The organism is Rhodanobacter ginsenosidimutans, assembly GCF_042655685.1.
GTDB classification, from domain to species: domain Bacteria; phylum Pseudomonadota; class Gammaproteobacteria; order Xanthomonadales; family Rhodanobacteraceae; genus Rhodanobacter; species Rhodanobacter ginsenosidimutans.
The window spans coordinates 1-24,315 of record NZ_JBHSMM010000002.1 but is presented as its reverse complement, the minus strand read 5'-3'; the positions used below and the strand labels follow the sequence as shown (position 1 = coordinate 24,315).

The 24,315-nt window shown below is 66.8% G+C and carries 18 protein-coding genes; 8 read left to right on the top strand and 10 right to left on the bottom strand.

Annotated elements, in window-relative coordinates; translation table 11 throughout:
* Positions 1–42 precede the first annotated feature (42 nt).
* From ACFPK0_RS09840 to lpxK, 5 genes are all read left to right on the top strand, one after another.
* Entirely contained in the window at positions 43–2,334 is a 2,292-nt protein-coding gene (locus ACFPK0_RS09840) for a DNA internalization-related competence protein ComEC/Rec2 (RefSeq protein WP_377340413.1), read from the top strand.
* 102 nt (positions 2,335–2,436) lie between these two features.
* The gene (locus ACFPK0_RS09835; RefSeq protein ID WP_056080776.1) at positions 2,437–3,084 is read left to right on the top strand and encodes a MotA/TolQ/ExbB proton channel family protein; all 648 of its coding nucleotides are present in this window, start codon (positions 2,437–2,439) and stop codon (positions 3,082–3,084) included.
* A 10-nt stretch (positions 3,085–3,094) separates the two neighbouring features.
* The gene (locus tag ACFPK0_RS09830) at positions 3,095–3,526 is read left to right on the top strand and encodes an ExbD/TolR family protein (RefSeq protein ID WP_056078140.1); all 432 of its coding nucleotides are present in this window, start codon (positions 3,095–3,097) and stop codon (positions 3,524–3,526) included.
* Between the two features lie 14 nt (positions 3,527–3,540).
* Positions 3,541–5,307: a lipid A export permease/ATP-binding protein MsbA gene (msbA, locus tag ACFPK0_RS09825; RefSeq protein WP_056605021.1), complete on the top strand. Its 1,767-nt coding sequence runs from the start codon at positions 3,541–3,543 to the stop codon at positions 5,305–5,307.
* 9 nt (positions 5,308–5,316) lie between these two features.
* Positions 5,317–6,300, top strand: a complete 984-nt coding sequence (lpxK, locus tag ACFPK0_RS09820; RefSeq protein WP_377340411.1) for a tetraacyldisaccharide 4'-kinase — start codon at positions 5,317–5,319, stop codon at positions 6,298–6,300.
* Here the strand turns inward: lpxK and hutI are convergent.
* From hutI to ACFPK0_RS09805, 3 genes are all read right to left on the bottom strand, one after another.
* The gene (gene hutI / locus ACFPK0_RS09815) at positions 6,289–7,515 is read right to left on the bottom strand and encodes an imidazolonepropionase (RefSeq protein ID WP_377340409.1); all 1,227 of its coding nucleotides are present in this window, start codon (positions 7,513–7,515) and stop codon (positions 6,289–6,291) included. The genes lpxK and hutI overlap by 12 nt on opposite strands.
* Positions 7,516–7,578: 63 nt before the next feature.
* A complete protein-coding gene (locus ACFPK0_RS09810; RefSeq protein ID WP_377340407.1) occupies positions 7,579–9,069 on the bottom strand; it encodes a chloride channel protein in 1,491 nt (496 codons plus the stop codon).
* Positions 9,070–9,123: 54 nt separating this feature from the next.
* On the bottom strand, positions 9,124–10,695 hold the full coding sequence (locus tag ACFPK0_RS09805) for a bifunctional GNAT family N-acetyltransferase/carbon-nitrogen hydrolase family protein (protein ID WP_056078150.1): 1,572 nt from the start codon (positions 10,693–10,695) through the stop codon (positions 9,124–9,126).
* 86 nt (positions 10,696–10,781) lie between these two features.
* Between ACFPK0_RS09805 and ACFPK0_RS09800 the strand changes: the two genes are divergently transcribed.
* Entirely contained in the window at positions 10,782–12,137 is a 1,356-nt protein-coding gene (locus ACFPK0_RS09800) for a formimidoylglutamate deiminase (protein ID WP_377340399.1), read from the top strand.
* Positions 12,138–12,265: 128 nt separating this feature from the next.
* The gene (locus tag ACFPK0_RS09795; protein WP_377340395.1) at positions 12,266–13,558 is read left to right on the top strand and encodes an MFS transporter; all 1,293 of its coding nucleotides are present in this window, start codon (positions 12,266–12,268) and stop codon (positions 13,556–13,558) included.
* A 39-nt stretch (positions 13,559–13,597) separates the two neighbouring features.
* On the opposite strand, the gene ACFPK0_RS09790 is transcribed toward ACFPK0_RS09795, so the two are convergent.
* The 5 genes from ACFPK0_RS09790 to ACFPK0_RS09770 form a co-directional block, all read right to left on the bottom strand.
* On the bottom strand, positions 13,598–14,224 hold the full coding sequence (locus tag ACFPK0_RS09790) for a GNAT family N-acetyltransferase (protein ID WP_377340392.1): 627 nt from the start codon (positions 14,222–14,224) through the stop codon (positions 13,598–13,600).
* Positions 14,225–14,353: 129 nt separating this feature from the next.
* Complete coding sequence (locus ACFPK0_RS09785) at positions 14,354–14,893, bottom strand: DUF2058 domain-containing protein (RefSeq protein ID WP_377340390.1); 540 nt, start codon at positions 14,891–14,893, stop codon at positions 14,354–14,356.
* Positions 14,894–14,970: 77 nt separating this feature from the next.
* Entirely contained in the window at positions 14,971–15,879 is a 909-nt protein-coding gene (locus ACFPK0_RS09780; protein ID WP_377340387.1) for a cation diffusion facilitator family transporter, read from the bottom strand.
* 118 nt (positions 15,880–15,997) lie between these two features.
* Entirely contained in the window at positions 15,998–16,507 is a 510-nt protein-coding gene (locus ACFPK0_RS09775) for a Slp family lipoprotein (RefSeq protein ID WP_377340385.1), read from the bottom strand.
* Between the two features lie 82 nt (positions 16,508–16,589).
* Positions 16,590–17,510 carry a 23S rRNA (adenine(2030)-N(6))-methyltransferase RlmJ gene (locus ACFPK0_RS09770; RefSeq protein ID WP_377340383.1) on the bottom strand — a complete coding sequence of 307 codons (921 nt, stop codon included), beginning with the start codon at positions 17,508–17,510 and terminating at the stop codon, positions 16,590–16,592.
* Between the two features lie 153 nt (positions 17,511–17,663).
* Between ACFPK0_RS09770 and ACFPK0_RS09765 the strand changes: the two genes are divergently transcribed.
* Positions 17,664–20,591, top strand: coding sequence for a ligand-binding sensor domain-containing diguanylate cyclase (locus ACFPK0_RS09765; RefSeq protein WP_377340381.1), 2,928 nt, complete (start codon positions 17,664–17,666; stop codon positions 20,589–20,591).
* A gap of 22 nt (positions 20,592–20,613) precedes the next feature.
* Here the strand turns inward: ACFPK0_RS09765 and ACFPK0_RS09760 are convergent, their stop codons facing one another.
* Positions 20,614–21,543 carry a DMT family transporter gene (locus ACFPK0_RS09760; protein ID WP_377340379.1) on the bottom strand — a complete coding sequence of 310 codons (930 nt, stop codon included), beginning with the start codon at positions 21,541–21,543 and terminating at the stop codon, positions 20,614–20,616.
* Positions 21,544–21,693: 150 nt separating this feature from the next.
* A complete protein-coding gene (locus ACFPK0_RS09755) occupies positions 21,694–23,844 on the bottom strand; it encodes an AsmA family protein (RefSeq protein ID WP_377340376.1) in 2,151 nt (716 codons plus the stop codon).
* Positions 23,845–24,315 lie beyond the last annotated feature (471 nt).

Below are 24,315 nucleotides of genomic sequence, written 5' to 3'. Positions count from 1 at the left end.
TGATCCGACCGCATGGAGCGCAGCGTGGCACGAATGGGGGCAATGTCCGCGGCAAGCATGGGTCTCGCCTTGCTGGCGGGCGTGCTGGTCGTCCAGTGGTTGCCGTCGTTGCCGCCCCGTTGGTTCGCGCTGCTGCTGTTGGCTCTTGCTTTGTTGTTGGCGTGGCGGTGGCCACGGGGGCGGTGGGTCGGCTGCATCCTGATCGGCGTGGCGTGGGCGATGTTTCGCGGCGGCCTGGCGATGGATGCGCGCCTGCCACGTTCGCTGGAAGGCCGCGACCTGATCGTGATCGGTACCATCGTGGACCTGCCATTGAAGCGCGATTACGCCAGCAGCTTCGAGTTGCGGGTGGATCGCGCCACGCTGGATGGTCGGCTCATTCCATGGCGCGGGCGCGTTGCGGTGAGTTGGTACGACGATCCGCCAGTGCTCCATGCCTGCAGTCGCTGGCGCCTGCAATTGCGCCTGAAACGGCCGCGCGGGCTGCTCGATCCGGGCAGCGCGGACAGCGAGCGCACCGCGCTGCAGCGGGGCATCGTGGCGCATGGTTATGTGCGCGACGATGTCGACAATGCGCAGCTCGGCAAGCCCTCCTTGTGCGTGGATGGTGTCCGCGATGCGATCGCCCGTGGCATCGCGGCGCGGGTGCGCGACCCGCATGATGCGGCACTGTTGCGCGCGTTTGCCGTAGGCGACACGCGTGGCTTGCAGCAGCGTGATTGGGCGGTGGCGCGTGCCAATGGCGTATCGCACCTGATCGCGATTTCCGGCTTCCATGTGGGCGTGGCGGCGGTGTTCGGGCTGGGCCTGGCGACGCTGCTGTATGGCCTGCTGCCACAGTTGGGCCACCGCTTGCCGCGGCCGCAGGCGCAGGCGGCCGCCGCCTTGCTGGCGGCCACGATCTACAGCGCGCTGGCGGGGTTCGGCCTGCCCACCGTGCGCACCTTGCTGATGATTGCGGTGGTCACGCTGGCCCGCTGCGGGCGACGCGGCAGTACCGGCGCGCAATCGCTGGGGCTGGCCGTGCTGGCGATCCTGCTGGTCGATCCGCTGGCCGTGCTGGCGGCGGGATTCTGGCTGTCGTTCGTGGGTGTGGCATTCCTGATGCTGTGCCTGCAGGCGCGCGGTCGCGGCCTGCGTGCGTTTCTGCACGAGTTGTCGGCCGGGCAGATGGTGATGACGGTGGGGCTGTTGCCGTTGAGCCTGTGGTTTTTCGGGCAGGCCTCGCTGGTGGGCGCGTTGTCCAACCTGGTCGCGGTGCCGCTGGTCAGTTTCGCGATCGTGCCGTGTGCGCTGGGTGGCACGCTGTTGTTGGGGTTGTGTCCGCCTGCGGCCACGCCGGTGTTGTGGCTGGCGGCCAGGCTGGCCCATGCACAATGGTGGTTGCTGGAGCAGACGGCCGCCTGGCCTGGCGCGCAGTGGTATCTACCTTCGGTACAACCCTTTGCATTGTTGCTGGCACTGGCCGGCGCGCTATGGCTGTTCATGCCGCGCGGTGTGCCGCTGCGCTGGCTGGGTGCACTGTTGTTCCTTCCGCTGCTGTATCCCGCGCTGGCGCCGCCGCCGGCGGGTGCGTTCCGGGTGTGGGTGCTGGACGTGGGGCAGGGCTTGTCGGTGTTGCTGCGCACGCAACACCATGTGCTGGTTTACGACGCGGGCGCGCGTTATCCCTCGGGTTTCGATCTGGGCGAGGCGGTGGTGTTGCCGGCGATGCATGCGCTGGGCATCGGCGAGCTCGACATGCTGATGATCAGTCACGGTGACAACGATCACGCGGGCGGTGCGGAAACAGTTGCCACGGCGTTCCCGCAGGCAACGCGCTACGCCGGCGAACCGTCGCGGATGCAGATCCCGATGCAGCAATGCGTCAGCGGGCAGTCCTGGCGCTGGGATGGCGTGGATTTTCGCGTGCTGAACCCGGCACCCGGCCAGGGTGATCGCGACAACGACAGTTCCTGCGTGCTGCTGGTGCAAGGTCCGCGCGGCCGTCTGCTGCTGGCCGGCGACATCAGTTCGCGGGTGGAGCCGCAGGTGGCTGCGGCGGTCGGGCTGGGCATGGCGCCGTTGCTGGTGGTGCCGCATCACGGCAGCAAGACCTCGTCCAGCGCGGCGTTCATCGCGGCGATCCATCCACCCCTGGCGGTGGTTTCGGCCGGTTGGCGCAACCGTTTCGGGCATCCGAAACCCGATGTGGTGGCGCGCTATGCGGCGGCTGGCGTGCCGCTGTTCAATACCGCGACCCAGGGCGCCATTCCGCTGGAATTTCCGGCCGATGCGCCCGCGCGGCGCGAACCGGGCTGGCGTTTGCGTCAGCGCCGCTACTGGCGCGAGTGAGCCACTTACTGCCACCTGTGCCGCAGTCGGATGAAGCGGGACTGCTATCATGCGCGCTCTCGACAGGTCGTCCGATGGGGGCGCAACGTGCTGGAAATCCTGATGGCTGGTGGCTGGGCGATGGTGCCCATCCTGATCTGTTCCGCGGTGGCGCTGGCGATCGTGCTGGAGCGTTGCCTGACGCTGCGCCGCAAGGCCGTGCTGCCGCCCGGGTTGGGTGAGGAGGTACGCCAGTGGGCGCGCGCGGGACAACTGGATCCCAACCATCTGCAGACGCTGGCCAACGGCTCGCCGCTGGGCGAACTGCTGGCCGCGGCGCTGGCGGTGCGCAACCGTCCGCGCGAGCTGATCAAGGAGCGCATCGAGGACACCGGCCGCCATGTGGTGCACCGGATGGAGCGCTACCTCAACACGCTGGGCACGATCGCGCTGATCGGCCCGTTGCTGGGCCTGTTCGGCACCGTGGTCGGCCTGATCCGCATGTTCATGGAGGTGATGGGCGGCGGTATTGGCGACCCGGCAAAAATGGCCGGTGGCATCGGCGAGGCGCTGATCTGTACCGCGTCGGGCCTTACCGTGGCGATTCCCGCGTACGTGCTGCATCGCTATTTCCGCTCGCGCGTGGCCGGTTATTGCGTGGATATGGAAAAGCAGGCCACCGCGCTGCTGGACGACCTGACCCTGACCACGCCCGCCGCCACGCCGCGGCCACGCCGCGCACCGGCTCCCTCGGCCACGGGCGCGGGCTGAGGTCACCACGATGCGTATCGGCAACGACCGTCGGCAGGACGATTTCGAGATCAACGTGATCCCGTTGATCGACGTGCTGCTCACCCTGCTGATGTTCTTCGTGCTCACCAGCACCTTCATCCAGCACTCGCGGCTGCAGGTGACCCTGCCCAACGCCAGCACGTCCGATCGCGACATGAACGCGCCCACGCTGACCGTGATGATCGATCGCGAAGGCCGCTTCTATGTCGGCAGCGACGAGGTCATGGGCGAGGGCATCGACCCGCTCAAGCAGGCCATCACCAGCCATGCGGGCAGTGACCGCGATCGGCCGGTGACGATTCGCGCCGACGCCAACACGCCGCACCAGGATGTGGTGACGGCGATGGATGCGCTGGGCCAGCTCGGCTTCAGCCGGCTGTCGATCGCCACCACGCCCACGGCGACGGGCGCCACGGAGTGAAGCACCGCCCGGCCATGGCACCGGTGGCCGACAGCTGGGGCGTCTATCGCCGGCTGCTCGGTTACACGCGACGGTACTGGCCGGTCGCGCTGGTGGCGGTGGTCGGCATGCTGGTCGACGGTGGCGGGCTGGCGCTGTTCACCGGCCTGCTGCAGCCGATGATCGACACGTTGTTCACCCGCAAGGACCCGTACCTGATCTTCTGGATGCCGATCTGGATCATCGGGATCTTCCTGGTGCGTTCGTTCGGCACGTTCGTCAGCGATTACGGCGTCTCCTATATCGGCCGGCATGTGGTGCAGGCGATGCAGCACGATGTCTTCGACGCCTATCTGCGGCTGCCCGCGCCTTATTTCGGCAGCGAGCCCTCCGGCGAGCAGGTTTCGCGCGTCACCTATACGAGCGAGCAGGTGGCCGCCGCTTCCAGCAGCGCCGCGAAGATTGCCATCACCGACGGTTTCACCGTGATCGCGATGCTGGGCGTGATGCTTTATTACAGCCCCTATCTCACGCTTTCGCTGCTGGTGATGGTGCCGGCGATCGCTCTGGTGGCCACCGTGGTGAGCCGCCGTTATCGCCAGATCAGCCGCCGCATCCAGGGCACCATGGGCTCGGTCACGGGCACGGTGGAAGAGTCGGTGGGCGCGCATCGCGAGGTGCGGATCTATGGCGGCCAGCAGCACGAGGCGCAGCGCTTCGACGAGATCACCCGCCACACCCGCCGGCTCAATCTGAAGATCGCCGCCACCAATGCGGCGTCCAGTTCCACCGTGCAACTGGTGGCCGCGATGGCGCTGGCGGCGCTGGTCTACCTGGGCACGCGACCGCAGGTGCTCAACGTGATGTCGCCGGGTGTGTTTTTCTCCGTGCTCACCGCGATGGGCACGATGCTGCCTTCGCTGAAGCGCCTCACCAGCGTGCAGGCGAACATCCAGCGCGGGCTGTCCGCGGCCGACGACATCTTCCAGGTGATCGACCTGCCGCCGGAAGTGGACCAGGGTGTTCGCGAGCTGTCGCGCACCCGCGGTGACCTGCGTTTCGAGGCAGTGCGGCTGGTCTACCCGCGCAACGGTTTCGAGGCGCTGCGCGGCGTGGATCTCCACTGCGCACCGGGTAGCGTGACGGCACTGGTGGGCCGCTCGGGCAGCGGCAAAAGCAGCCTGGTGGGCATGCTGCCGCGCTTCTACGAACCCAGCGCCGGACGCATCGTGCTCGATGGCGAGGACTACCGCGATTACACGCTGGCCTCGCTGCGCCGGCAGATTGCCTGGGTCGGCCAATCGGTGGTGCTGTTTGACGACACCGTGGCCAACAACATCGCGTACGGCGAACTGGCTGGCGCCAGCGAGGCGGAAATCATCGCCGCGGCCGAGGCGGCCAATGCGATGGAATTCATCGCGCGCATGCCCGAAGGCATCCATACCCGCATCGGCCAGAGCGGCAACATGCTCTCCGGCGGCCAGCGCCAGCGCATCGCGATTGCGCGGGCGATCCTGAAGAACGCGCCGATCCTGGTGCTGGACGAAGCGACCAGCGCGCTGGATACCGAATCGGAGCGGCTGATCCAGCAGGCGCTGCAACGGCTGATGCGCGACCGCACCACGCTGGTGATCGCCCACCGCCTGTCCACGGTGGAGGATGCCGACCAGATCGCGGTGATGGATCAGGGCTGCATCGTGGAGCGCGGCACGCACCCCGAATTGATCGCACTGGGTGGCCACTACGCCGCACTGCACCGGATGCAGTTCAGCGAGCAGACCATCGCCCAAGGCAGCGACTGAGGGTTCGCCATGGCGCTGGTCGACACGCTCGAAGCGGCTTGGTACGGCGATGCCCGCGCCCCTTGGTGGACGCGGCCGTTGGCGGCGCTTTACAGCACGGTCATCCATCTGCGCCGGGCGCTCTACCACCTGGGCTGGCTGCGGCGCGTGCAACTGGATGCGCCCGTGATCGTGATCGGCAACATCAGCGTGGGCGGTACCGGCAAGACGCCGCTGACGATCGCGGTGGTCGAGGCGCTGCGCACGCAGGGCTATCGGCCGGGCGTGGTAAGCCGCGGCTATGGCGGCAGCCAGCGCGAGCCGATGTTGCTGGGCGACAAACCCGATCCGGCGCAGGTGGGTGACGAGCCCTGCCTGATCCACGTGAGCGGCGTGCCGGTGGCGGTGGGGCGCGATCGTCCTGCCGCCGCGCAGTTGCTGCTCGACGCCGGCTGCAATGTGCTGGTTGCCGACGACGGCCTGCAGCACTACGCCCTGGCGCGCGACGTGGAGATCGGCGTGGTGGACGGCACCCGCCGCTTCGGCAACGAGCGCCTGTTGCCCGCCGGCCCGCTGCGCGAACCGATGCAGCGCTGGGAGCGATTGAATTTTCGGGTATGCAACGGTGGCACGCCAGCGGCGGATGAATATCCGATGCGGTTGCGCGGCCAGGTGGCGATGTCGTTGACCGATGCGCGCAAGCAACCGCTGCGCGACTTCGGCGGCCAGCGGGTGCATGCGGTGGCGGCGATCGGTCACCCGGAGCGCTTCTTCGACAGCCTGCGGGCGGCGGGTATCGAGGTGATCCCGCACGCGTTCGCCGATCACCACGTCTTTGCGGCGGCGGAGCTGGATTTTGCCGATGGCCTGCCGGTGTTGATGACCGACAAGGATGCGGTCAAATGCCGTGCGTTCGCCCAGCCGCACTGGTGGCGCGTGCCGGTGCGCGCGGAGTTGCCGGCGGCGTTTTTCAAGGCGCTGGCCGCGCGCATGAGCCGGCTGTCACGCCACTGATTCACCGGCCACAAGGACGGTCCGCACCAGCGCGCCGCCGATCCAGTAGCACAGCGCCGCCGGCTGCTTCACGTTCCATATCACCAGGTCGGCCCGTTGCCTCGGCGCCAGCGTGCCGCGATCGTGCAGGCCCAGCGCCCGCGCGGCGTTGACAGTGACACCGCGCAGCGCTTCCTCCGGTGTCAGCCGGAACAAGGTACAGGCCATGCCCGCAGCCAGCCGCAGCGACAGCAGCGGTGAGGTGCCGGGGTTGCAGTCGGTGGCGATCGCCATCGGCACGCCGTGCTGGCGCAGCAGGTCGATCGGCGGGCGCTTCGTTTCGCGCAACGCGTAGAACGCGCCCGGCAGCAACACGGCCACCGTGCCGGCGGCAGCCATCGCCCGGATGCCGGCTTCGCCGAGGTGTTCCAGATGGTCGGCGGAAAGTCCGCCGTATTCGGCCACCAGCGCCGCGCCGTCCAGGTCGGACAACTGCTCGGCGTGCAGCTTCACCGGCAGGCCCAGTTGCTTCGCGCGCTCGAACAGGCGGCGGGTTTCCTCGCGGCTGAAACCGATGCTTTCGCAGAACGCATCCACCGCATCGACCAACCCTTCGGCGGCCAGCGCGGGCAGCATGGTGTCGCAGACCAAGCTGACGTAGCCATCGCGCCGGTCGCGGTATTCCGGCGGCAACGCATGCAGGCCCAGAAAACTGGTGCGCACGCTGATGCCCAGTTCGCGGCCGATGCGCCGGGCCACGCGCAGCATGCGGCGTTCGCTGTCCAGATCCAGCCCATAACCGGACTTGATCTCCAGCGTGGTGACGCCATCGGCGAGCAGCGCCTGGGCCCGCGGCAGCGATTGGGCGAACAGTTGCTCCTCGCTGGCGGCGCGGGTGGCGTTGACGCTGGCGACGATGCCGCCGCCGGCGCGGGCGATGTCCTCGTAGCTGGCGCCATTGAGGCGCAAGTCGAATTCATGGGCGCGATCGCCGCCGAACACCAGATGGGTGTGGCAGTCGACCAGGCCCGGCGTCACCAATGCACCGTCCAGCGATTCCACGGTCACCGCCAGGGCACCGGGCGCGTCGGGCAACGCATCCATGCGACCCAACCAGGCGATGCGGCCATGGTGCATCGCGATGGCGCCGTGCTCGATCAATCCGTATGGCGCATCGCCGGCAAACGTGGCCAGCGTGGCGTTCAACAGCAACCGATCCCAGCGTGATTCGCTCATGGTGGTGCGGACTCCGTGGCTGACTCAAGGCTTGTGAAGAAAACCACGTCCTGTGGTTTTCTTCTATTGCGTGTCCGATGGTTGGCGGCGAGCCGCGCTTTCGCCGGGTGCGGCCGGCTCCTCGAAGGCGCTGGTGCGCCCAACCGGCGTGGATTCGCTGCCGGCGTCATCGGCGTCGTCATCGCTTTCGGCGGCCGGGTGGCGCGTGGCGTGGCGTTGTTCGTAATCCTGTACCATGCGCTCGGCGAAATCGCGATAGACCGGAGTAGGGCAGAACAGCGATGCGGCCGCGCGTGCCAGCAGGCAGGCGGCCATGATCGGTATCACCATGTCCTGGTTGTCGCAGAGTTCCATGGCGATCACCGCCGAGGTCAGCGGCGACCCGGTGACGCCAGCCAGGTACGCGCTCATGCCCAGCAACACCACTGCGGCGGCGGGCACGTCCGGCAGGAACTGGGTGATGTTCTGGCCCAGGCCGGCGCCGACCGCCAGCGCCGGCGAGAAGATGCCGCCCGGGATGCCGGCCCAGTACGACACCACGTTGGCCAGCAATTTGGCGATACCGAAGGATTGCCCCGGCGTGTTGACGGCGTCCTGCACGATGGCGCGGGCCTGGTCGTAACCGGTGCCATAGATGGCGTTGTGCGAACACAGCCCCAGCAGCGCCAGCGCCAGTCCGCAGCCCACCGCAAACGGCACGGGCCAGCGCGCGCGCAGGCGTCCGATCCGGGCCAGCGGACCGTGACGGCTGAGCAGGATCAGGCGCGCGAACAGGCCGCCAAGCAGGCCGCAGATGGCGCCGGTAAGCAGCACCGCCAGCCAGGCGCGCCCCAGCGGCAGGCTGGCCTCGACTTCGCCGAAATACGAGTAATTGCCCATGATGCCCAGCGATACCACGCCGCCGATGATCACGGCGGTCAGCAGCAAGCCACTGAAGCGATGCTCGAAGGTGCCGGCCAGTTCCTCGATCGCGAACACCACGCCGGCCAGCGGTGTATTGAAAGCTGCCGCGATGCCTGCCGCGCCACCGGCCAGGATGAAGCGCGAGGCCGCCTTGGGATCGGTGAAGCCGAAGCGGCGACCGATCGAATAGAACAGCGCTGCGCCCACATGCACGGTTGGCCCCTCGCGCCCGATCGAGGCGCCAACCGCCAGCGAGATCAGCGTCAGCAACATCTTGCCCACCGCGATTGGCAGCGACAGCATGCGCGCGCGGAAGCCCTCGTCCTCGATGTGCAGTGTGCCGATGACCTGCGGAATGCCGCTGCCGCGGGTCGCGCGCAACCGCCCTTCGGTCACCCACGCCAGCAGCCCGAACACCAGCGGAGTGAGGATCAGCGGAATCCACACGCCGAACGCGAGGATGTGCAGGAACAGGTGGTACGACCACACGCTCGCCTTGGCGAACAGGATCGCCGCCAGCGCCACCAGCACCGCACCCACCCACAGCACCAGTCGCCGTTTCCACTGGTGTGGTGCGAAGAACTCGTGGCCAAGCAGCGCCTGCAGGCGTGGATTCGACGAGGTGGCCACGGGTTCGGGAGAATCATCCATCGCGTGATTATCGCAGGCTGGCGTGGCCGGCGAGGTGGAGGCGCGTGTGTACGATCAGGTGGCGCCGGGAAGCGTGCGCCAGCGGGTCTCGTACAGATCGAAGCGGCGGTCCTTGAGGTTGGTCACCGCGCCCGCGTTGCGCGCGCGGGCCAGGCCTTCCAGGCGCAGGTCGGCAAACAGCACGGTTTCGATGTTCGGCGTTGAATCGGCCGCCACGCCATCGCGGGCGAAGCCGAAATCGCTGGGCGTGAGGATACAGCTCTGGCCGTACTGGATATCGAAATTGTTGACGCCGGGCAGGTTGCCCACGTTGCCCGACATCACCACGTAGCACTGGTTCTCGATCGCCCGCGCCTGCGCGCAGTACCGCACCCGCAGGTAGCCTTCGCGCACGTCGGTGCAGAACGGCACGAACAGGATCAGCGCGCCCTGGTCCACCAGGTGCCGCGCCACTTCGGGAAACTCGCTGTCGTAGCAGATCATCACCCCGATCGGCCCGCAGTCTGTAAGCACCGTGGCCGCGCTCTCGCCGCCGCTGATGTTCCACACATTGCGCTCGCTGGGCGTGGGGTGCAGCTTCTCACGCTCGTGGATCGAGCCATCGCGCAGGCAGATGTAGCAGACGTTGTGGATGTCGCCGTTGGCCTGCTCGGTGGGGTGCGTGCCGGCGATGATGTTGATGTTGTAATGGACGGCCAGACGGCTGAACAGCTCCTTCACCTGCGGCGTGTAATGGCTCAGCTTGCGGATCGACTCCACCGGCGACAACTCGGTGTTCTCGATCGACAGCAACTGCAGCGTGATCAGCTCGGGGAAGGTGACGAAGTCGGCGTTGTAGTCGGCGGCGATGTCGGTGAAATACTCGACCTGGGTGGCGAATTCCTCGAACGAGGCAATGCGCCGCTGCAGGTATTGCACCGACGCCACCCGCACGGAATCGGGCAGGTGCTGGGTGGAGGGGATCGAAGGTACGTCCGGCTGGTTCAGCAAGCGCGGATTGCGCCACACCAGGTGCACGGCGAAGCCCAGCGATTCATGGTCGGACGGCACGTAGGCACGCAACAGCCCGATCATCTCGAAACCGTTGGACAGCTGGAAACTGAGCGTGGGGTCGCGCCGCTGCCCATCCAGCACCGCCTGCACATAGGCGTCGGCGCTGCCATAACGAGTGATGTATTTGGCCAGCCCGGGAATGCGCCCGCCGAACACGATGCCGCGCAGTTTCAGGTCGGTGCACAACCGCTTGCGTGCGTGGTACAGCCGCTGGCCGATGCGCATGCCGCGGTAATCCGGGTGCACCACCACTTCCATGCCGTACAGCCAATCGCCATCGGGCTTGTGCCGCGAGGCCATGCCACCGCCGGTGATCTGCATCCACGTATGCGGTGCCAGCGCGGTGGCCTCGTCGATGCGGAAGGTGGCGCAGTAACCCACCACCTTGCCCTCGTACTCGACCACGAACTGGCCCTCGGGAAAGTGCGTCTGCTGGGACCGCAGCATCTCGCGCGAATGACCCCATTCGTCCGAATAGACACGGGCGGTGAGGTCGGCCAGTTGCGGCACGTCGGCCAGCACGGCTTGGCGCAGCGTCAGTTTTGGCGTGTTTTCATTGGGTTTCTTGGCCATACGGCGATTATGCACAGCGCGTTCCACGTGCGGGTGAAGACCGGTCGACGCCGCTACACTGCCGGCGATGCCTGTGGAGTCCACCGATGACTGATCACCATGGTTCCTATCGGGCCGGCCATTTGTGGCGGGCCGACGGCTGGCAGCAGGCGGCCACCTTCGGCGTCGACGGCGGGCGCGTGGCGCGCGCCGCGGACGCGACTGGCGAAGCTCTGGGTGACTGGGTGTTGCCCGGCATGCCCAACCTGCACTCGCATGCCTTCCAGCGCGCAATGGCAGGCTTGGCCGAGCGGCGTGGCCGCGCCGACGACAGCTTCTGGAGCTGGCGCGAAACGATGTACACCTGCGCCGCGGCGATCGGCCCGGACGCCTTGCAGGCCATCGCCGCCCAGCTCTACGTCGAGATGCTCAAGGCCGGCTACACCCAGGTCTGCGAGTTCCACTACCTCCACCACCAGCCCGACGGCACGCCCTACGCGCAGCCCGAGATCATGTCGCTGGCGCTGATCGAAGCCGCCCGTGAAGCAGGCATCGCGCTGACCTTGCTGCCAGTGCTTTACATCAGCGGTGGTTTCGACGGCCGTGCGCTGGCCGCGCGCCAACGCCGCTTCGGCCACACCGTGGAGAGCTATCTGCGGTTGCTGGAAACGCTGCGCCGGCATCAGAGTGACGACCTGCGCGTCGGCATCGCCCTGCACTCGTTGCGCGCGGTGCCGGAACACGCCATGCGTGAGGTGCTGGCCAGCGACGACGCCAAGGAAGCGCCGATCCACATCCACATCGCCGAACAGATTGGCGAAGTGCAGGATTGCCTGGCCCTGCGCGGCGCGCGGCCGGTGGAATGGCTGTTCGACCATGCGGACGTCGATGCGCGCTGGTGCCTGGTGCACGCCACCCACCTCACGGCGGCGGAGACCACACAGCTGGCCCGCAGCGGCGCGGTGGCCGGCCTGTGTCCCACCACCGAGGCCAACCTGGGCGACGGCTTGTTCCCGCTGGCCGCGTTCCAGGATGCCGGCGGCACGCTGGGCATCGGTTCGGATTCGCATATTTCGATCTCGCCGGTGGAGGAGTTGCGCTGGCTGGAATATGGCCAGCGTCTCGTCACGCGGCACCGCAATGTCGCCGCCCGGCAGCCGGGCGACAGCGTGGCCGAAACCCTGTGGCGTGCCGCGTTGCGCGGCGGTGCGCAGGCGTCGGGCCTGCCGACCGGCGAACTGCGTGACGGCGCGCGGGCCGACCTGATCGTGCTGGATGAAACGTCGCCGCTGCTGGCGGGACGCGATGCGCGCGCGTTGCTCGACAGCTTCATCTTTGCCGGCAACACGCCATTGGTGCGCGATGTGATGGTGGGTGGTTGCTGGCAAGTGCGCGGTTTTCGCCATCGCGATGAGGAGCGCATCGCCGCGCGCTACCGGCGCACCGTGGCACGACTCCCGTAACATGATGTAGGAGCGACTTCAGTCGCGATGCTCTTATCGGATGTATCGAAGAGCATCGCGGCTGAAGCCGCTCCCACAGGGACATGCGGTTAGGCCGCGGCCATCCAGGCGGTCGTATCATGGGTCGGATGGAATCCCCCACGACGCCTGTTTCCGTCGCTGCGTCAGCCCCACATGACGCGGCGCACGCACCCTTCATCCACCACGGTACGCCCGCCTTCCGCCAGACCAACCTGGCGCTTTTCGCGGCCGGGTTCGCCACGTTCGGGTTGCTTTATTGCGTACAACCGCTGATGCCGGAATTCAGTCGCGACTATGGCGTGAGCGCGGCGGGCAGCGCGCTGTCGCTGTCGCTGACCACCGGCGTGCTGGCGGTGGCGATGTTGTTCGCCGGGGCGTTGTCGGACGCGTGGGGGCGCAAGTCGGTGATGGTGGCGTCGCTGTTGTCGTCGGCGCTGCTGGTGCTGGTGACGGCGGTGATGCCGAACTGGACGGCGCTGCTGGTGGTGCGCACCTTGCTCGGTTTGACCCTGAGCGGATTGCCGGCGGTGGCGATGACGTACCTGGGCGAGGAAATGCACGTCGAATCGATCGGCCTGGGCATGGGGCTGTACATCAGCGGCAGTGCAGTCGGCGGCATGGGCGGGCGGTTGATCACCGGCGTGCTGGCCGACTTTTTCGGATGGCGCGCCGGTGTCATGGTGGTTGGGGTGATCGGCGTGCTGGCCGGCGCGATCTTCTGGCGCGCGCTGCCGCCCTCGCGGCATTTCGTGGCGCAGCCGTTGCGCTGGCGGCTGGTGATCGGCCGCTTTGCCGGCATGTTCCATGATCGTGGCCTGCCGTGGTTGTTCGTCGAGGGTTTCCTGCTGCTGGGTGCCTTCGTCACCGTCTACAACTACCTGGGCTATCGCTTGCTGGCGGCGCCGTACAACCTCAGCCAGGCGGTGGTTGGGCTGATCTTCGGCATCTATCTGGTTGGCACGTTCAGCTCGGCGTGGATGGGCCACCTGGCCGGCAAGCTGGGGCGGCGCAAGGTGCTGTGGACGGCGTTCGCCCTGATGCTGGCCGGGGTAGCTTTGACGATGTGCCGGCCGTTGCCGCTGATCATGCTGGGCATCGTGGCGGTGACGTTCGGGTTTTTCGGCGGCCACTCCATCGTCAGCAGCTGGGTGGGGCGGCGTGCCGGGGCGGCCAAGGCGCAGGCGTCGTCCGTGTACCTGTTCTGCTACTACATGGGTTCGAGCGTGGCGGGCGCCAGCGGCGGGCTGTTCTACGCCTCGCACGGATGGAACGGCGTGGCTTTGTTCGTGGGTGTGCTGGTGCTGGCCGGGTTGCTGATCGCGCTGCGGCTGGTGCGGCTGGCGCCACTGGTGAACGTGGCGACGCCGCCCACGCCGATGAGCCGGGGGGCGATGCCCTGAGAGCAGGGAATCGGGAATGGGGAATCGGAGAAGCGCGGGTCAGCGCGGCTTGGCGGGTTTGCCCAAGGCCAGGGAGATCTGTGCGGTACCCGGTTCGCTGGGCAGCAGTCGACGTACGAAGCCGAGCTCCTTGCACAGTTCCAGCATGGGGCGGTTTTCCAGCAGCACGTAGCCCCAGATCTCGGCCAGGTTGCGGCGGCGGCAATCGTCCACCAGACGCTGCATCAGCAGCGCGCCCAGGCCCAGGCGAGTCCAGTCGTGCTCCACCAGTACCGAGAACTCGGCGTTGTTGGCCGACTGGTCGACGTAGATGCGGCCGACGCCGCGCATCTCCGCCGGCGTAGTGGATTCGTCCATCAGCACGAAGGCGGTTTCCAGCGCCGGATCGACCTGGCACAGGCGCTGCGCCATCAGCGCGGGAAGCTCCGACATGGCGTGCAGGAAACGGCGCCGGATGTCCTCCGGCGACAGCCGCGAGAAGCAGCGTTGCAGGGCGGCCACATCGCCCGGTTCGATCGGGCGCAGTACCAGTTCGCGGCCGTCGCGGGTGGCGACGTGTTCGCCACGTGGTTCGTCGTTGGCGGGGCGGCGGGCGAAACGCTCGCTGCTGCGCGGTGGCAGCGGGGCGAAACGCAGCGGCGCGGAATACGTGATGGCAAGGCTCATGGGGAACGTCCGTACTTTCGCGTATTGTGTGCAATGCAGCATGAAATTGCAATGTCACTACAAGGCGTGACGAGCCAGATATGCTGCCGATTTGCTGCAGTACGGAAAGGTTTGAGCAGCGCCGGCGCGTTACCAGATGAGGTCGTCGGGCACCTCGAACTTGCTGTAGAACGCATCGTCCGCGTCGGGCGTGCCGCCCGGCGTGGGCTGGCCGTGATCGAGCACGATCACCGTGGCATCGCGCTCGTACACCTTGTCGGCCGCCACGCGCGGCAGCAATTCGTAACCCTGGCCGTGGCGCACGATCACCAGCGTGCCGGCGGCCAGTTGCGCGCGCAGCGCCTCGTTCACCAGCACGTCGCGGATGCGGTCGCCATCGGTAAAGCGGTAGGCGATCTCGCCTTCGCGCTTCACCTTGTGCGCGTCCACGATCTGCTGCACCTGTGCCCGCGCCTCGGCAGCGCGCAACTGCGCATTGCGCTCGGCGGCGATGGCGCGGTCGCGCGCGGCCTTTTCCGCCTGCAAGCGCTGCGCTTCCAACTGTTCGGTGCTCGGCGCTGACGGCTGCTTGCCCTTGTGCTTTTTCGCCTGCTCGCGCACCGCCTGGGCCACTTGGTTCTTCTTCACCAGCCCGGCTTTGAGAAGTTGTTCTTGCAAAGGGTTGCGCATGGGTCGCTTGCTGGCGTCGGAGGCCGCCATTGTAACGTGCCGCCTGCGACCGGCCCTGCGGCGTCAGGTCACGCCGGTCAATCCGCGTTGTCGGGCTCGAAGAAGCTCCACTTCACGTCGGTAAAGCGGGCTTTCATCGCCGCTTCCACGGTGTTGATCGACGCGATCAGGGCCTGATCGCCGGATGTCCGCTGCATCCGCGCCTTGATCGCCACCATCACGTCCGGGCCCATCTGCAGGGTGATCAGGTTCAGCACCTCGGCCACTTCCGGGCGCTGGCGCAGGAAGTCGAGCAGTTCCTCGCGACGACCGGGTTCCATGCCCTGGCCGATCAGCAGCGCCTTGACCTCGATGGCCACCAGTACGGCCACCACGATCAGCAACACGCCGATGGCGATGGTGCCGGCCGCGTCGAACATCAGGTTGCCGGTGAGCATGGTGGCGCCGACGGCGAGCGCGGCCAGGCACAGGCCGACCAGCGCGGCCAGATCCTCGCCGAAGATCACCAGCAACTCGCTGGAACGGGTCTGGCGAAACCACGTCCACAGGTCCTGCTCGCCGCGGGCCTTGTTCACCTCCTGCAGGCAGCCGCGCATCGAGAGGCCTTCGGCGATGATGCCGAAGCCCAGCACGCCCAACGCCAGCCACGGCCATTTCAACGGTTCGGGATGGCTCAGCTTGTGCACGCCCTCGTAGACCGAGAACATGCCGCCCACGCTGAAAAGCAGGATGGCGACCAGGAACGACCAGAAGTACAGCGCGCGCCCCCAACCCAGCGGAAACTCATCCGATGGCGGCCGCTTGGCCTGGCGGATACCCAGCAGCAACAGTCCCTGGTTGCCGCAATCGGCCAGCGAGTGCACGGCTTCGGCCATCATCGCGCCCGAGCCGGTAACGATGGCGGCGAACAACTTGGCCACGAAGATGGCGAAGTTGGCGCCCAGCGCCAGGAAGATTGCTTTGCGTGAGTTGGCGTGACCGGACATGCGTATCCATGCGTGGGAGTGGAAGCGAGGGCGGCAATTCTAGCGTCGCCCGACGGCGCTCAATCAATACGTCAGTCGTGGACAACGGACCGGGGGAACGTTGTCCCGATGGTCTTCGTCAGCGTATTCCCACGCCCAGCCCCACGCCGAAATGCACGTTGCTGTGGCCCTTGCACATTTCCTCCGCGGTCCACACGTGCGACTCGTTCACGGTGACCAGCGGGAACACGTAGCTGGCTTCGCCCACCTTGCCGCTGCGGCTGCCGTTGAGCGTGCCGCTCAGCGTCATCAGGGCGCCCGGCGGGTAACTGAGCGGCTCGACATAGCCGGGCATCACCGCGATGAAGCGACCGTTGCCGGTGTCGTTGGCCTTGGGTCGCTGGGATGAATCCAGCGGGTAGGCCAGCAGTTCGATCTCGCTGTGATCGGCTAGGTTGCTGACGGCGACCACGCGGCCACCCCAGACCAGGCTGTTGCCGGTGTAGCGCTCGGGCGACTGCGCGACCTGGGCCGGCGTGGCGGCGAGGGTGTTGGCGGTGTTCTTGTAGATCGGCGCCGGGGCGCAGGCGGCCAGCGCGAGCGCCAGCAGCGGGGCGGAAAACAACAAGGAGCGGGCGGCGATACGCATGGTCTAACTCCTGTGGCGTGACGGCGTGGTTTTCACGGACAACGGTATGGCGCAACATGTGGCGGAAATGTGTGGCGGCGGCTCAGCGTGGGCGCGACGGGCGCTCGCGGGTGGACAGGCGCGATGCGGGCAGCGGGCTGGGTGCCGGCGGCTCGGCGCCTTCCTGCAGGATCCAGTCCAGTCGCGTCGTGGCCGGTTTGTCCTGCGCCAGCAGCTCACCCAGGGCACGCAGCGGTTCGCGCAGCACGTCGTCCAGGTTCCACGGCGCGTTGAGGATGGCCATGCCCGAGCCGTTGAGGCGCAGCGGGGAATCGTCAGGGTGCACCAGCAATTCCACCCGCAGCACGCGACGGGCGCCGATGCGCTGCAGGCCACGCAGGAACGGTTGCACCTGGCTGCGCAGCTTGATCGGGTACCACACGGCATAGATACCGGTGGGCCAGCGCTGCAGCGCGGTCTTCAGCGCCTGCTCAATCACCTTGTATTCGGCTTCCTGCGCCTCGTACGGCGGATCGATCAGCACCAGGCCGCGCTTTTCCTTCGGTGGCAGCAGGGCTTTCAGCGCCTCATAGCCATCGCGCTGGTGCACGTGCATGCGCGGGTCGCGGTGCAGCAGGTGGCGCAGTTTGGTCGCTTCCTCCGCATGGAGTTCGCACAGTTGCGCGCTGTCGTTCGGGCGCAGCAGGCGGGCCACCTGCAGGGGGGAGCCGGGGTAGAACTTCAGCCCGTCCTCGTTGCCTTCGCCCGACAGGACACCGGCGCGCCAGCGTTGCAGCAGTGCGGGGACTTTCTCGGCCGGATGCAGCCGCGTGATGCCGTCCTTGTGTTCGCCGGTCTTGCGCGCTTCGAAACCCTCCAGCGGGTAGTTGCCACTGCCGGCATGGGTATCGATGTAGCAAAACGGGGCAGGTTTGGCCTGCAACGACTCGATCAGCGCGTGCAGCACGGTGTGCTTCAGGACATCGGCGAAGTTGCCGGCGTGATAGGCGTGGCGGTAATTCATGGGTGGTCACGGCAGGCGGGGAGTGGCCCAGTATAGGGGCGCGGACCAATCCTCTCCGTGACTTCACATGCGTGAAGACGCGTGTTTCCGGCGCATGGCACGTTACCTGCTTACACGGCACGTCTGCCTTTGGCTGAAGTGAAGGGATGGTTGATGAGGTTGTCCGGGCGCCGTCTGCTGCTGGCGATGGTCGCGCTGCTTTTGCTGGCAGGCGCGCCGCTGCGTGCGCAGCAGTATTCACTGCAGAACTACGACCGCAAGGCCGGGCTGGAAAGCCTGACCATCACCGCGCTGCTGCAGGATCGGCGCGGCTTCGTGTGGGCGGGTACCGAAATGGGCCTCTACCGGTTCAACGGCGGCAATTTCGAGCGGATGGGTGTTGCGCAGGGATTCGACAAGGGTGAGTACGTCACCACCATGGCGCAGGACCCGCGCGACGGGCTGCTGTGGGTGGCCACCCAGTCGGGGCTGCGACGGGGTGATGGCATGCATTTCACCAAGGTCGAGCCGAACGGCCAGCCGCTGGTGGTCGATGTTGGGCGCCCGCTGGTCATGTTGGATGACGGGCGCGTGCTGCTGGTGCGCAATGACGAGCTGATGGCGCTTTCGGGCGATGGCCGAGGGAAGGATGGCCAAGGACAGCCCTGGCGATTGCAGCCGATGTTCGACGCGGCGCAGCTCGCCGCACTGCCGGCGTTGCGTCGCATCACCACCGCCTATCTGGCGCAGGGCCGGTTGTGGCTGGGCTGTGGCACGGCGGTGTGCAGCCTCGATGCTTCCGGCCATGGGCAAGTCGTGTTGCACGGGCCGCGGCAGGGTGTGCCCGCGGATGGCTGGATGGGCATGCTGCTGGATCGGGCGGGCAACCTGTGGCTGCGCGGCACGCGGCATGTCAGCGTGCGGCTGGCCGGGGCGACGCGTTTCACTGCGCGTGACCTGCCCGAGAGCGCGACCGGCGTGGTCAAGGACGATGGCCGTTTCGTCGAAGACCGCCAGGGCCGCGTACTCACCACCGTCAATCATGGGATCGCGCGCTGGAGCGACGCGGGCTGGACGCTGATCGACAGCCGCAACGGCCTGCCCGACATCAACATCAACGCGTTGATGTTCGACACGCAGGGAAGTTTCTGGCTGGGCACCTACGGGCGCGGCATCGCGCGCTGGGCCGGTTACGGCACGGTCGAGGGCTGGGGAGAAACGCAGGGCATGCAGGGTCTGCCGAACTGGTCGATCCTGCGTGCCGACGCCACCCACATGTGGTTCGGCAACGAACTGGGCGGCAGCGTGCTGGAGCACGGAAAAACCCGGCTCCAACCCTGGCCGGTGCGCATCGATCCATTGCCGCGACAGGCGCTGTCGCTGGCCAAGGCGGCCGACGGCGGCATCTGGATCGGTTTGTACGATCACCGGCTGCTGCGTTTCGACCCGGCCAGCGGTGGCACCCGGCTGGTGGCGCGGCTGCCCGCTTTCATCAAGACGTTGCGCGTCGATCGGCAACAGCGTCTGTGGATCGCCACCGTCAACGGCATCTACTACCTCGATGGCGAAGACGCCGCCGTTCAGCGCGTTGCGGCGGCGCAGACCACCGATCGCCAATGCTCCGACATTGCCGAGGGCGACGACGGCACGCTGTGGTTTGCCTGCAATACCGGCGTGCTGCGCTATGCCGGCGGGCAATGGAGCCGCATGCAAACCCGCGGCAAGGGCCCGGTGGCCGGGTTCAGCGCAGTGGCGGTGGATGCCGATGGCAGCCTGTGGCTGGGCGCCAACGAGCCGGGTGTCTGGCGTGCGTCGGTGCACGGCGACCAACTGGATATTGCCCCGATCGTGGACGCCTGGCTGGACAACACGCTGGCGTATTTCATCCGGCGCGACCAGCGCGGATGGATCTGGGTGGGCGGTGGCGGTGGCGTGGATATTTTCGACGGCCGCTACTGGACCCACCTGTCACGCGACGAGGGCCTGCTGTGGGACGAGGCCGACCAGAACGCATTCTTCGAGGACACCGACGGCTCGGTGTGGATCGGTTCGCCCGTCGGCGTGAGCCACATCCTGCATTCGCAGGAGATGGTCGCGCGCAGCCCGCACACGGTCGCCATCACCTCGGTGACGCAAGGCGACGCGCCGGTGGAAGCGGGCGGTGAGGTGAACATGGATGGCCACGCCGCGCCGCTGACCGTGCGCTATGCCGTGCTGGGTGGGTCCGCCAACGGCAATCCGCGTTTCCGTTACCGGCTCAGCGGGTCGGACTGGGTCGACACGCATTCGTATGTCATCAATTTCACCGGTTTGTCCTCCGGCAACTACCGGCTGGAAATCCAGGCGCTGGACGACGACCATCGCACGACCTCGGCGTCGACCTATGTCGATTTCCACATTCCACGACCGTGGTGGGAAATGTGGTGGGTGTACCTGGTCGAAGTGCTGTTGCTGGCGCTGTTGCTGGCCATCATCTGGCGCTGGTATTCGCGCCGCCTGCTGCGCCAGAACCGTCAGCTCGAAGCGCTGGTGAGCGGGCGCACGGCCGAGCTCACCGAGGAGAAGCGCGAGCTCGAACGCACGCGTGCCGAGCTCTACCAGCAGGCCACCCACGACAGCCTCACCGGGCTGCACAATCGCCGCGCCATTCTGGAACGCCTCGCCGCCCGGCTGGAGTCGCCAGGGCGGCATGCCGCCGGGCTGGCGGTGGGTCTTGTCGACGTCGATCACTTCAAGCGCATCAACGATACGTTCGGCCACCAGGCTGGCGATGCCGCCTTGCTGACGATCGCCCAGCGCCTGCAGTCGCAATTGCGCGATGGCGACCGCGTGGGCCGTTATGGCGGCGAAGAGTTGCTGGTGGTGTTGCCGAACATCAGCCGGAAAGCGGCGATCGAGCGCATGGCCACCATCCAGTCGGCGGTGAGCGCCCAGCCGCATCGCTGGGGCGCGCAACACTTCACGGTGACACTGAGCATCGGCATGGTGTGGATCGGCGACGAAGCGGCGTCCGTCGAAGACGTGATCCGCCGCGCGGATACCGCGCTGTACCAGGCCAAGCACCGTGGCCGGGATCGCGTGTCGGAGTTCATGTCTGGTTGATGCGCCGGTACGGTCCGGCGGCTCAATCCACCATGCCGTGATGCTCGGCTGTGGCCAGCAGCTCCGGTTGCTTGGTGGCGCGTTGGCGCCGGTGCAGCAACGGATGCACGAACACCGCGGCCAGAATCACCACCACGCCCGCATAAAATCCGTGATCCAGCTCGCGCTGCTCGCCCAGCAGCACGATCGCCAGCACGATCGCGTAGACAGGTTCCAGGTTCGTCACCATCTGCGTGCCGAACGCGCTCATGTGCCGTAACGCCACCAGCGCCAGTGCAAACGGCAACAAGGTGCAGCCGAACGACAGCGCCAGCAGCAACAGCGAATCATGCAGGCCTGGCAGCACGAACGCCGGCCCGGTGTGCGGCAGCAGCGGCGCCAGCGCGGTCAGAAACACCGCGCCGGTACCCAGCTCGATGCAGGTCACCGTGAGCGGGTCGCCATGATCCACCAGCCGTTTGTTGAGCGAGCCGAACAAGGCCACGAACAGCGCCGACAGCACACCGACCGCCAGGCCAATGCGCATCTCGTGCGGCACGCCACCGACCACCAGCGCCACGCCCGGCACCACCGCCACGCCGATCAGCAGTTCGCGCGGGTCGAACCGGCGGCGTGCCAGCCACGGCTCGATGAACGCCAGAAACACCGGCCCCAGCGCAATGCAGGTGGCGCCGACCGAGGCGTTGGACAGCTTGATCGCGGCGTAGAACGTGAGCCAGTGCAGCGCCACCAGCACGCCGATCCCGGCGTAGGCCCAGCGCAATCGCGCCGGCATCGCGCGCAAGCCGCGCCAGACGCGCGGCATCGCCAGCAGCGCCGCCGCCACCAGCACCATGCGCCACCACACCAGCGGCAGCGCGGGCAGCGTGATCAGCTTGCCCAGGATGGCGGTAAATCCCCACAGCACTACGCAGAAGTGGATCTGCAGGCGGGCCCGGCTGACGGCTTGCATGGGGATTTCACAGGGAGAGGTGGCGGCATTCTAGCGCCTGGTCTGGGGGGTTGGCGGCCTTTTGTGGGAGCGACTTCAGTCGCGATGCTTCTGCCCTGGGACTCCAAAGAAAGCGCATCGCGACTGAAGTCGCTCCCACCGGGCTGGCCGCTATTTTGTGCCCTTGGTCGACGGCATCTTGCCCGATTGCCGAAGCTGTTCCAGCACCGCGCGGCAGGTGTTCTCGCCTTCCTCGTCATGGCTGGGCGCAATCAACGCCAGCAGCGCGGCGGCCGGTGCGGCCACCACGCCCAGCGCCACCGCGCCGGCACCGCGTGCCAGCAACGGTCCCGCGTGCACGCCCACGTTCGGATTCTTCAGCGTGCCCTTGACGTAGAGCGGCGAGCGCAGCGACAGGATGCGGAAACCCTTGGTGTGGGGTTTGACGTCCAGATCGAGTTGCTCGGTGGCGAAGTCCACCGTGCCGTCCACGTTGATCACCGCGTCGCTGGTGTCGAACACGAACAACCGCATGTCGAACAAGCCGTCCTTCGCCGCCATGTCGGCGGCGGCGCAGTTGATCTCCACCGTCTTGTCGCCGAAAAGTTTCGCGATGATGACGTTGCCAACGTTGAGGCCGGCCGTTTCCAGCAAGGTCTTGCTGATCGCGCCGTCATTCATCAGCAGCTTCAGCTCGCCGTCGGCGCTGCCCAGCAGCGCAGCCACCGAGTTGCCATGCGCCTTCAGCGCGGCGTCGCCATTGATTTCGCCGAAGCTGGTGCGCATCGGTTCGAAGGTGGGGAATAGTTGTTTCAGTTTCAGGTGGCGTGCGTTGAGATCGATCGCGCCCTGCATCGGCGACTGGCTGCCATCCAGCATCAAGGTGCTGCCGACGCTGCCGCCAGCCAGGCCGAAGCGCAGCGGGTTGAGCCGGAGCAGGCCATCGTTCAACTGCAGGTGCGTGCTCAGCGAATCGATCGGCAGGCTTTCGCCGTGCACGATGCGATCGGCGCTGAACTTCACGTCCGCGTCCATCGCGCGCCAGCGATCCGTGCGGAACGGTTCCACCGGCAGCAGCTTGCCCGCCGGTTGCGCGGTGGCGTCGCCACGCCGCTGCTTGGATGCGTTCGAGTCGGCGCCGACCAACGGCGCCAGATCGGAAAACTGCAGCAATTTCGAATGCAGGTCGCCGCTGAGCTTGGGCCGTTCGCCGCCGGTGACGAACAATAGATTGCCCGCCAGGTCGCTGCCGCCCACGCGGCCGCGGAAATCCTCGTAGCTATAGCGGCTGTTGCCCTTCTTCAACGTGGCTTTCAAATGGCCCTCGGTGGCGTAGGGCGGCGTGTCGGGCAGGGTGATGCCGGTCAGCGGATAGAGCTTGGCCATGCTGGTGCCGGAGAACCACAGCCGCACGTCGAGCGCGCCCAGATGCATCGGGTCGGTCAGCGTGCCGACCAGCGCGATATGGCTATCGCCGATATGCGCGTCGGCCTGCAGCGGAAACGGCTCGCTGGCGTCTTGCAGCGCCAGCACGCCGCCAGTCTTGCCGTGGCCCTTGGCCGGATTGCCCTGGTAAGTCCCGGTGGCCGTCCAGCCAAACAGATAAGCGGTGGAAGCGCGCGGCTTGCCGATCTTGTGGTCGGCGTCGTCCTTGTCTGCGCTGATCGCCAGGGTTTTCTTCGCGGCGGCACCAACCGTCTTGCTGGCTTGTTCGCGCGCTTCGGTGGATTGCTGGGCCACGATCTGGTCGTACGGGATCGCGTCCTGCAACGGCTCGATCGCCACCTTCAGCTTGATGCTGCTGACTGCGTCATCCAGTGTCACGTTGCCGCGGTCGAACCCGATCGTGCCCAGGTTCAACTGCCACGCCGATGGCGCACTGCTTTTCGGGAGGGTGAAGTCCCACGTGGCACGTGACTGCTTGTCGCGCTGCAGGTCCACGGTCGGTTGCACGAGTTGCAGCCACGGCACGTCGATGCGATGCGCCAGCAGCGGCAGCGGTGACAACCGGAAGCGCAACGCCTGCAATGTGGCGAACCGCGGCTGCTCGGCCCATTCGGGGTTGGCGATGGTGATGTCGCGCGCAGTGAATTCCGGCCACGGCACCCACGCGGCGATCCCGCCGCCATCGCGCTCACGCTTCCAGTCCACGGTGAGGTCGCCATTGATGGCGAACGGTCGCCCGATCGCCTGGCTCACCTTGTCGTTGATGAACGGCTTCAGCCGGTTCCAGTCGAACAGCGCGATCACGATGACCAGCACCACGATCAGCGCCAGCAGCACGCCCACGATCCAGGCCACGATTTTCCGGCTGCGCGTCATCGCCATCTCCTGTTGCCGGCCGCCGGCGAATGTGCCGCGGCCTGCCCAGGTCAACGAATAGCGTGCGGCGTGAAAAAATTACGTGGTGGCAGGCGAGTGGGCTCAGGTGAGATTCATCGCGCCGGCTTGTTGTATGCGGCCTTCGGATCGCGTGAACTCTGTAGGAGCGCACCCGTCCACAAGGGACTTCCTTCGGTCGTGCGCGATGCTTTTGCTGTTTGTAGGAGCGACTTCAGTCGCGATGCTTTTTGGTTGCGCTTCGGCGCAAGCAGATCAAAAGCACGAGCAAAAGCCAGAGCTTTCGATCGCCTACGGCGCTCGAGTTACTTTTCTCTTGCGTGGCCTGTATGGACCGGAGACACAGGTAACAGATGTGCCAGGACATGGGTTACACCTCGCTGCTGATTTCTGACGCGGTCGAGGTGCCACTTCATGCCCTGGAAGGAAACCACATCCATGACCCTGCGTACC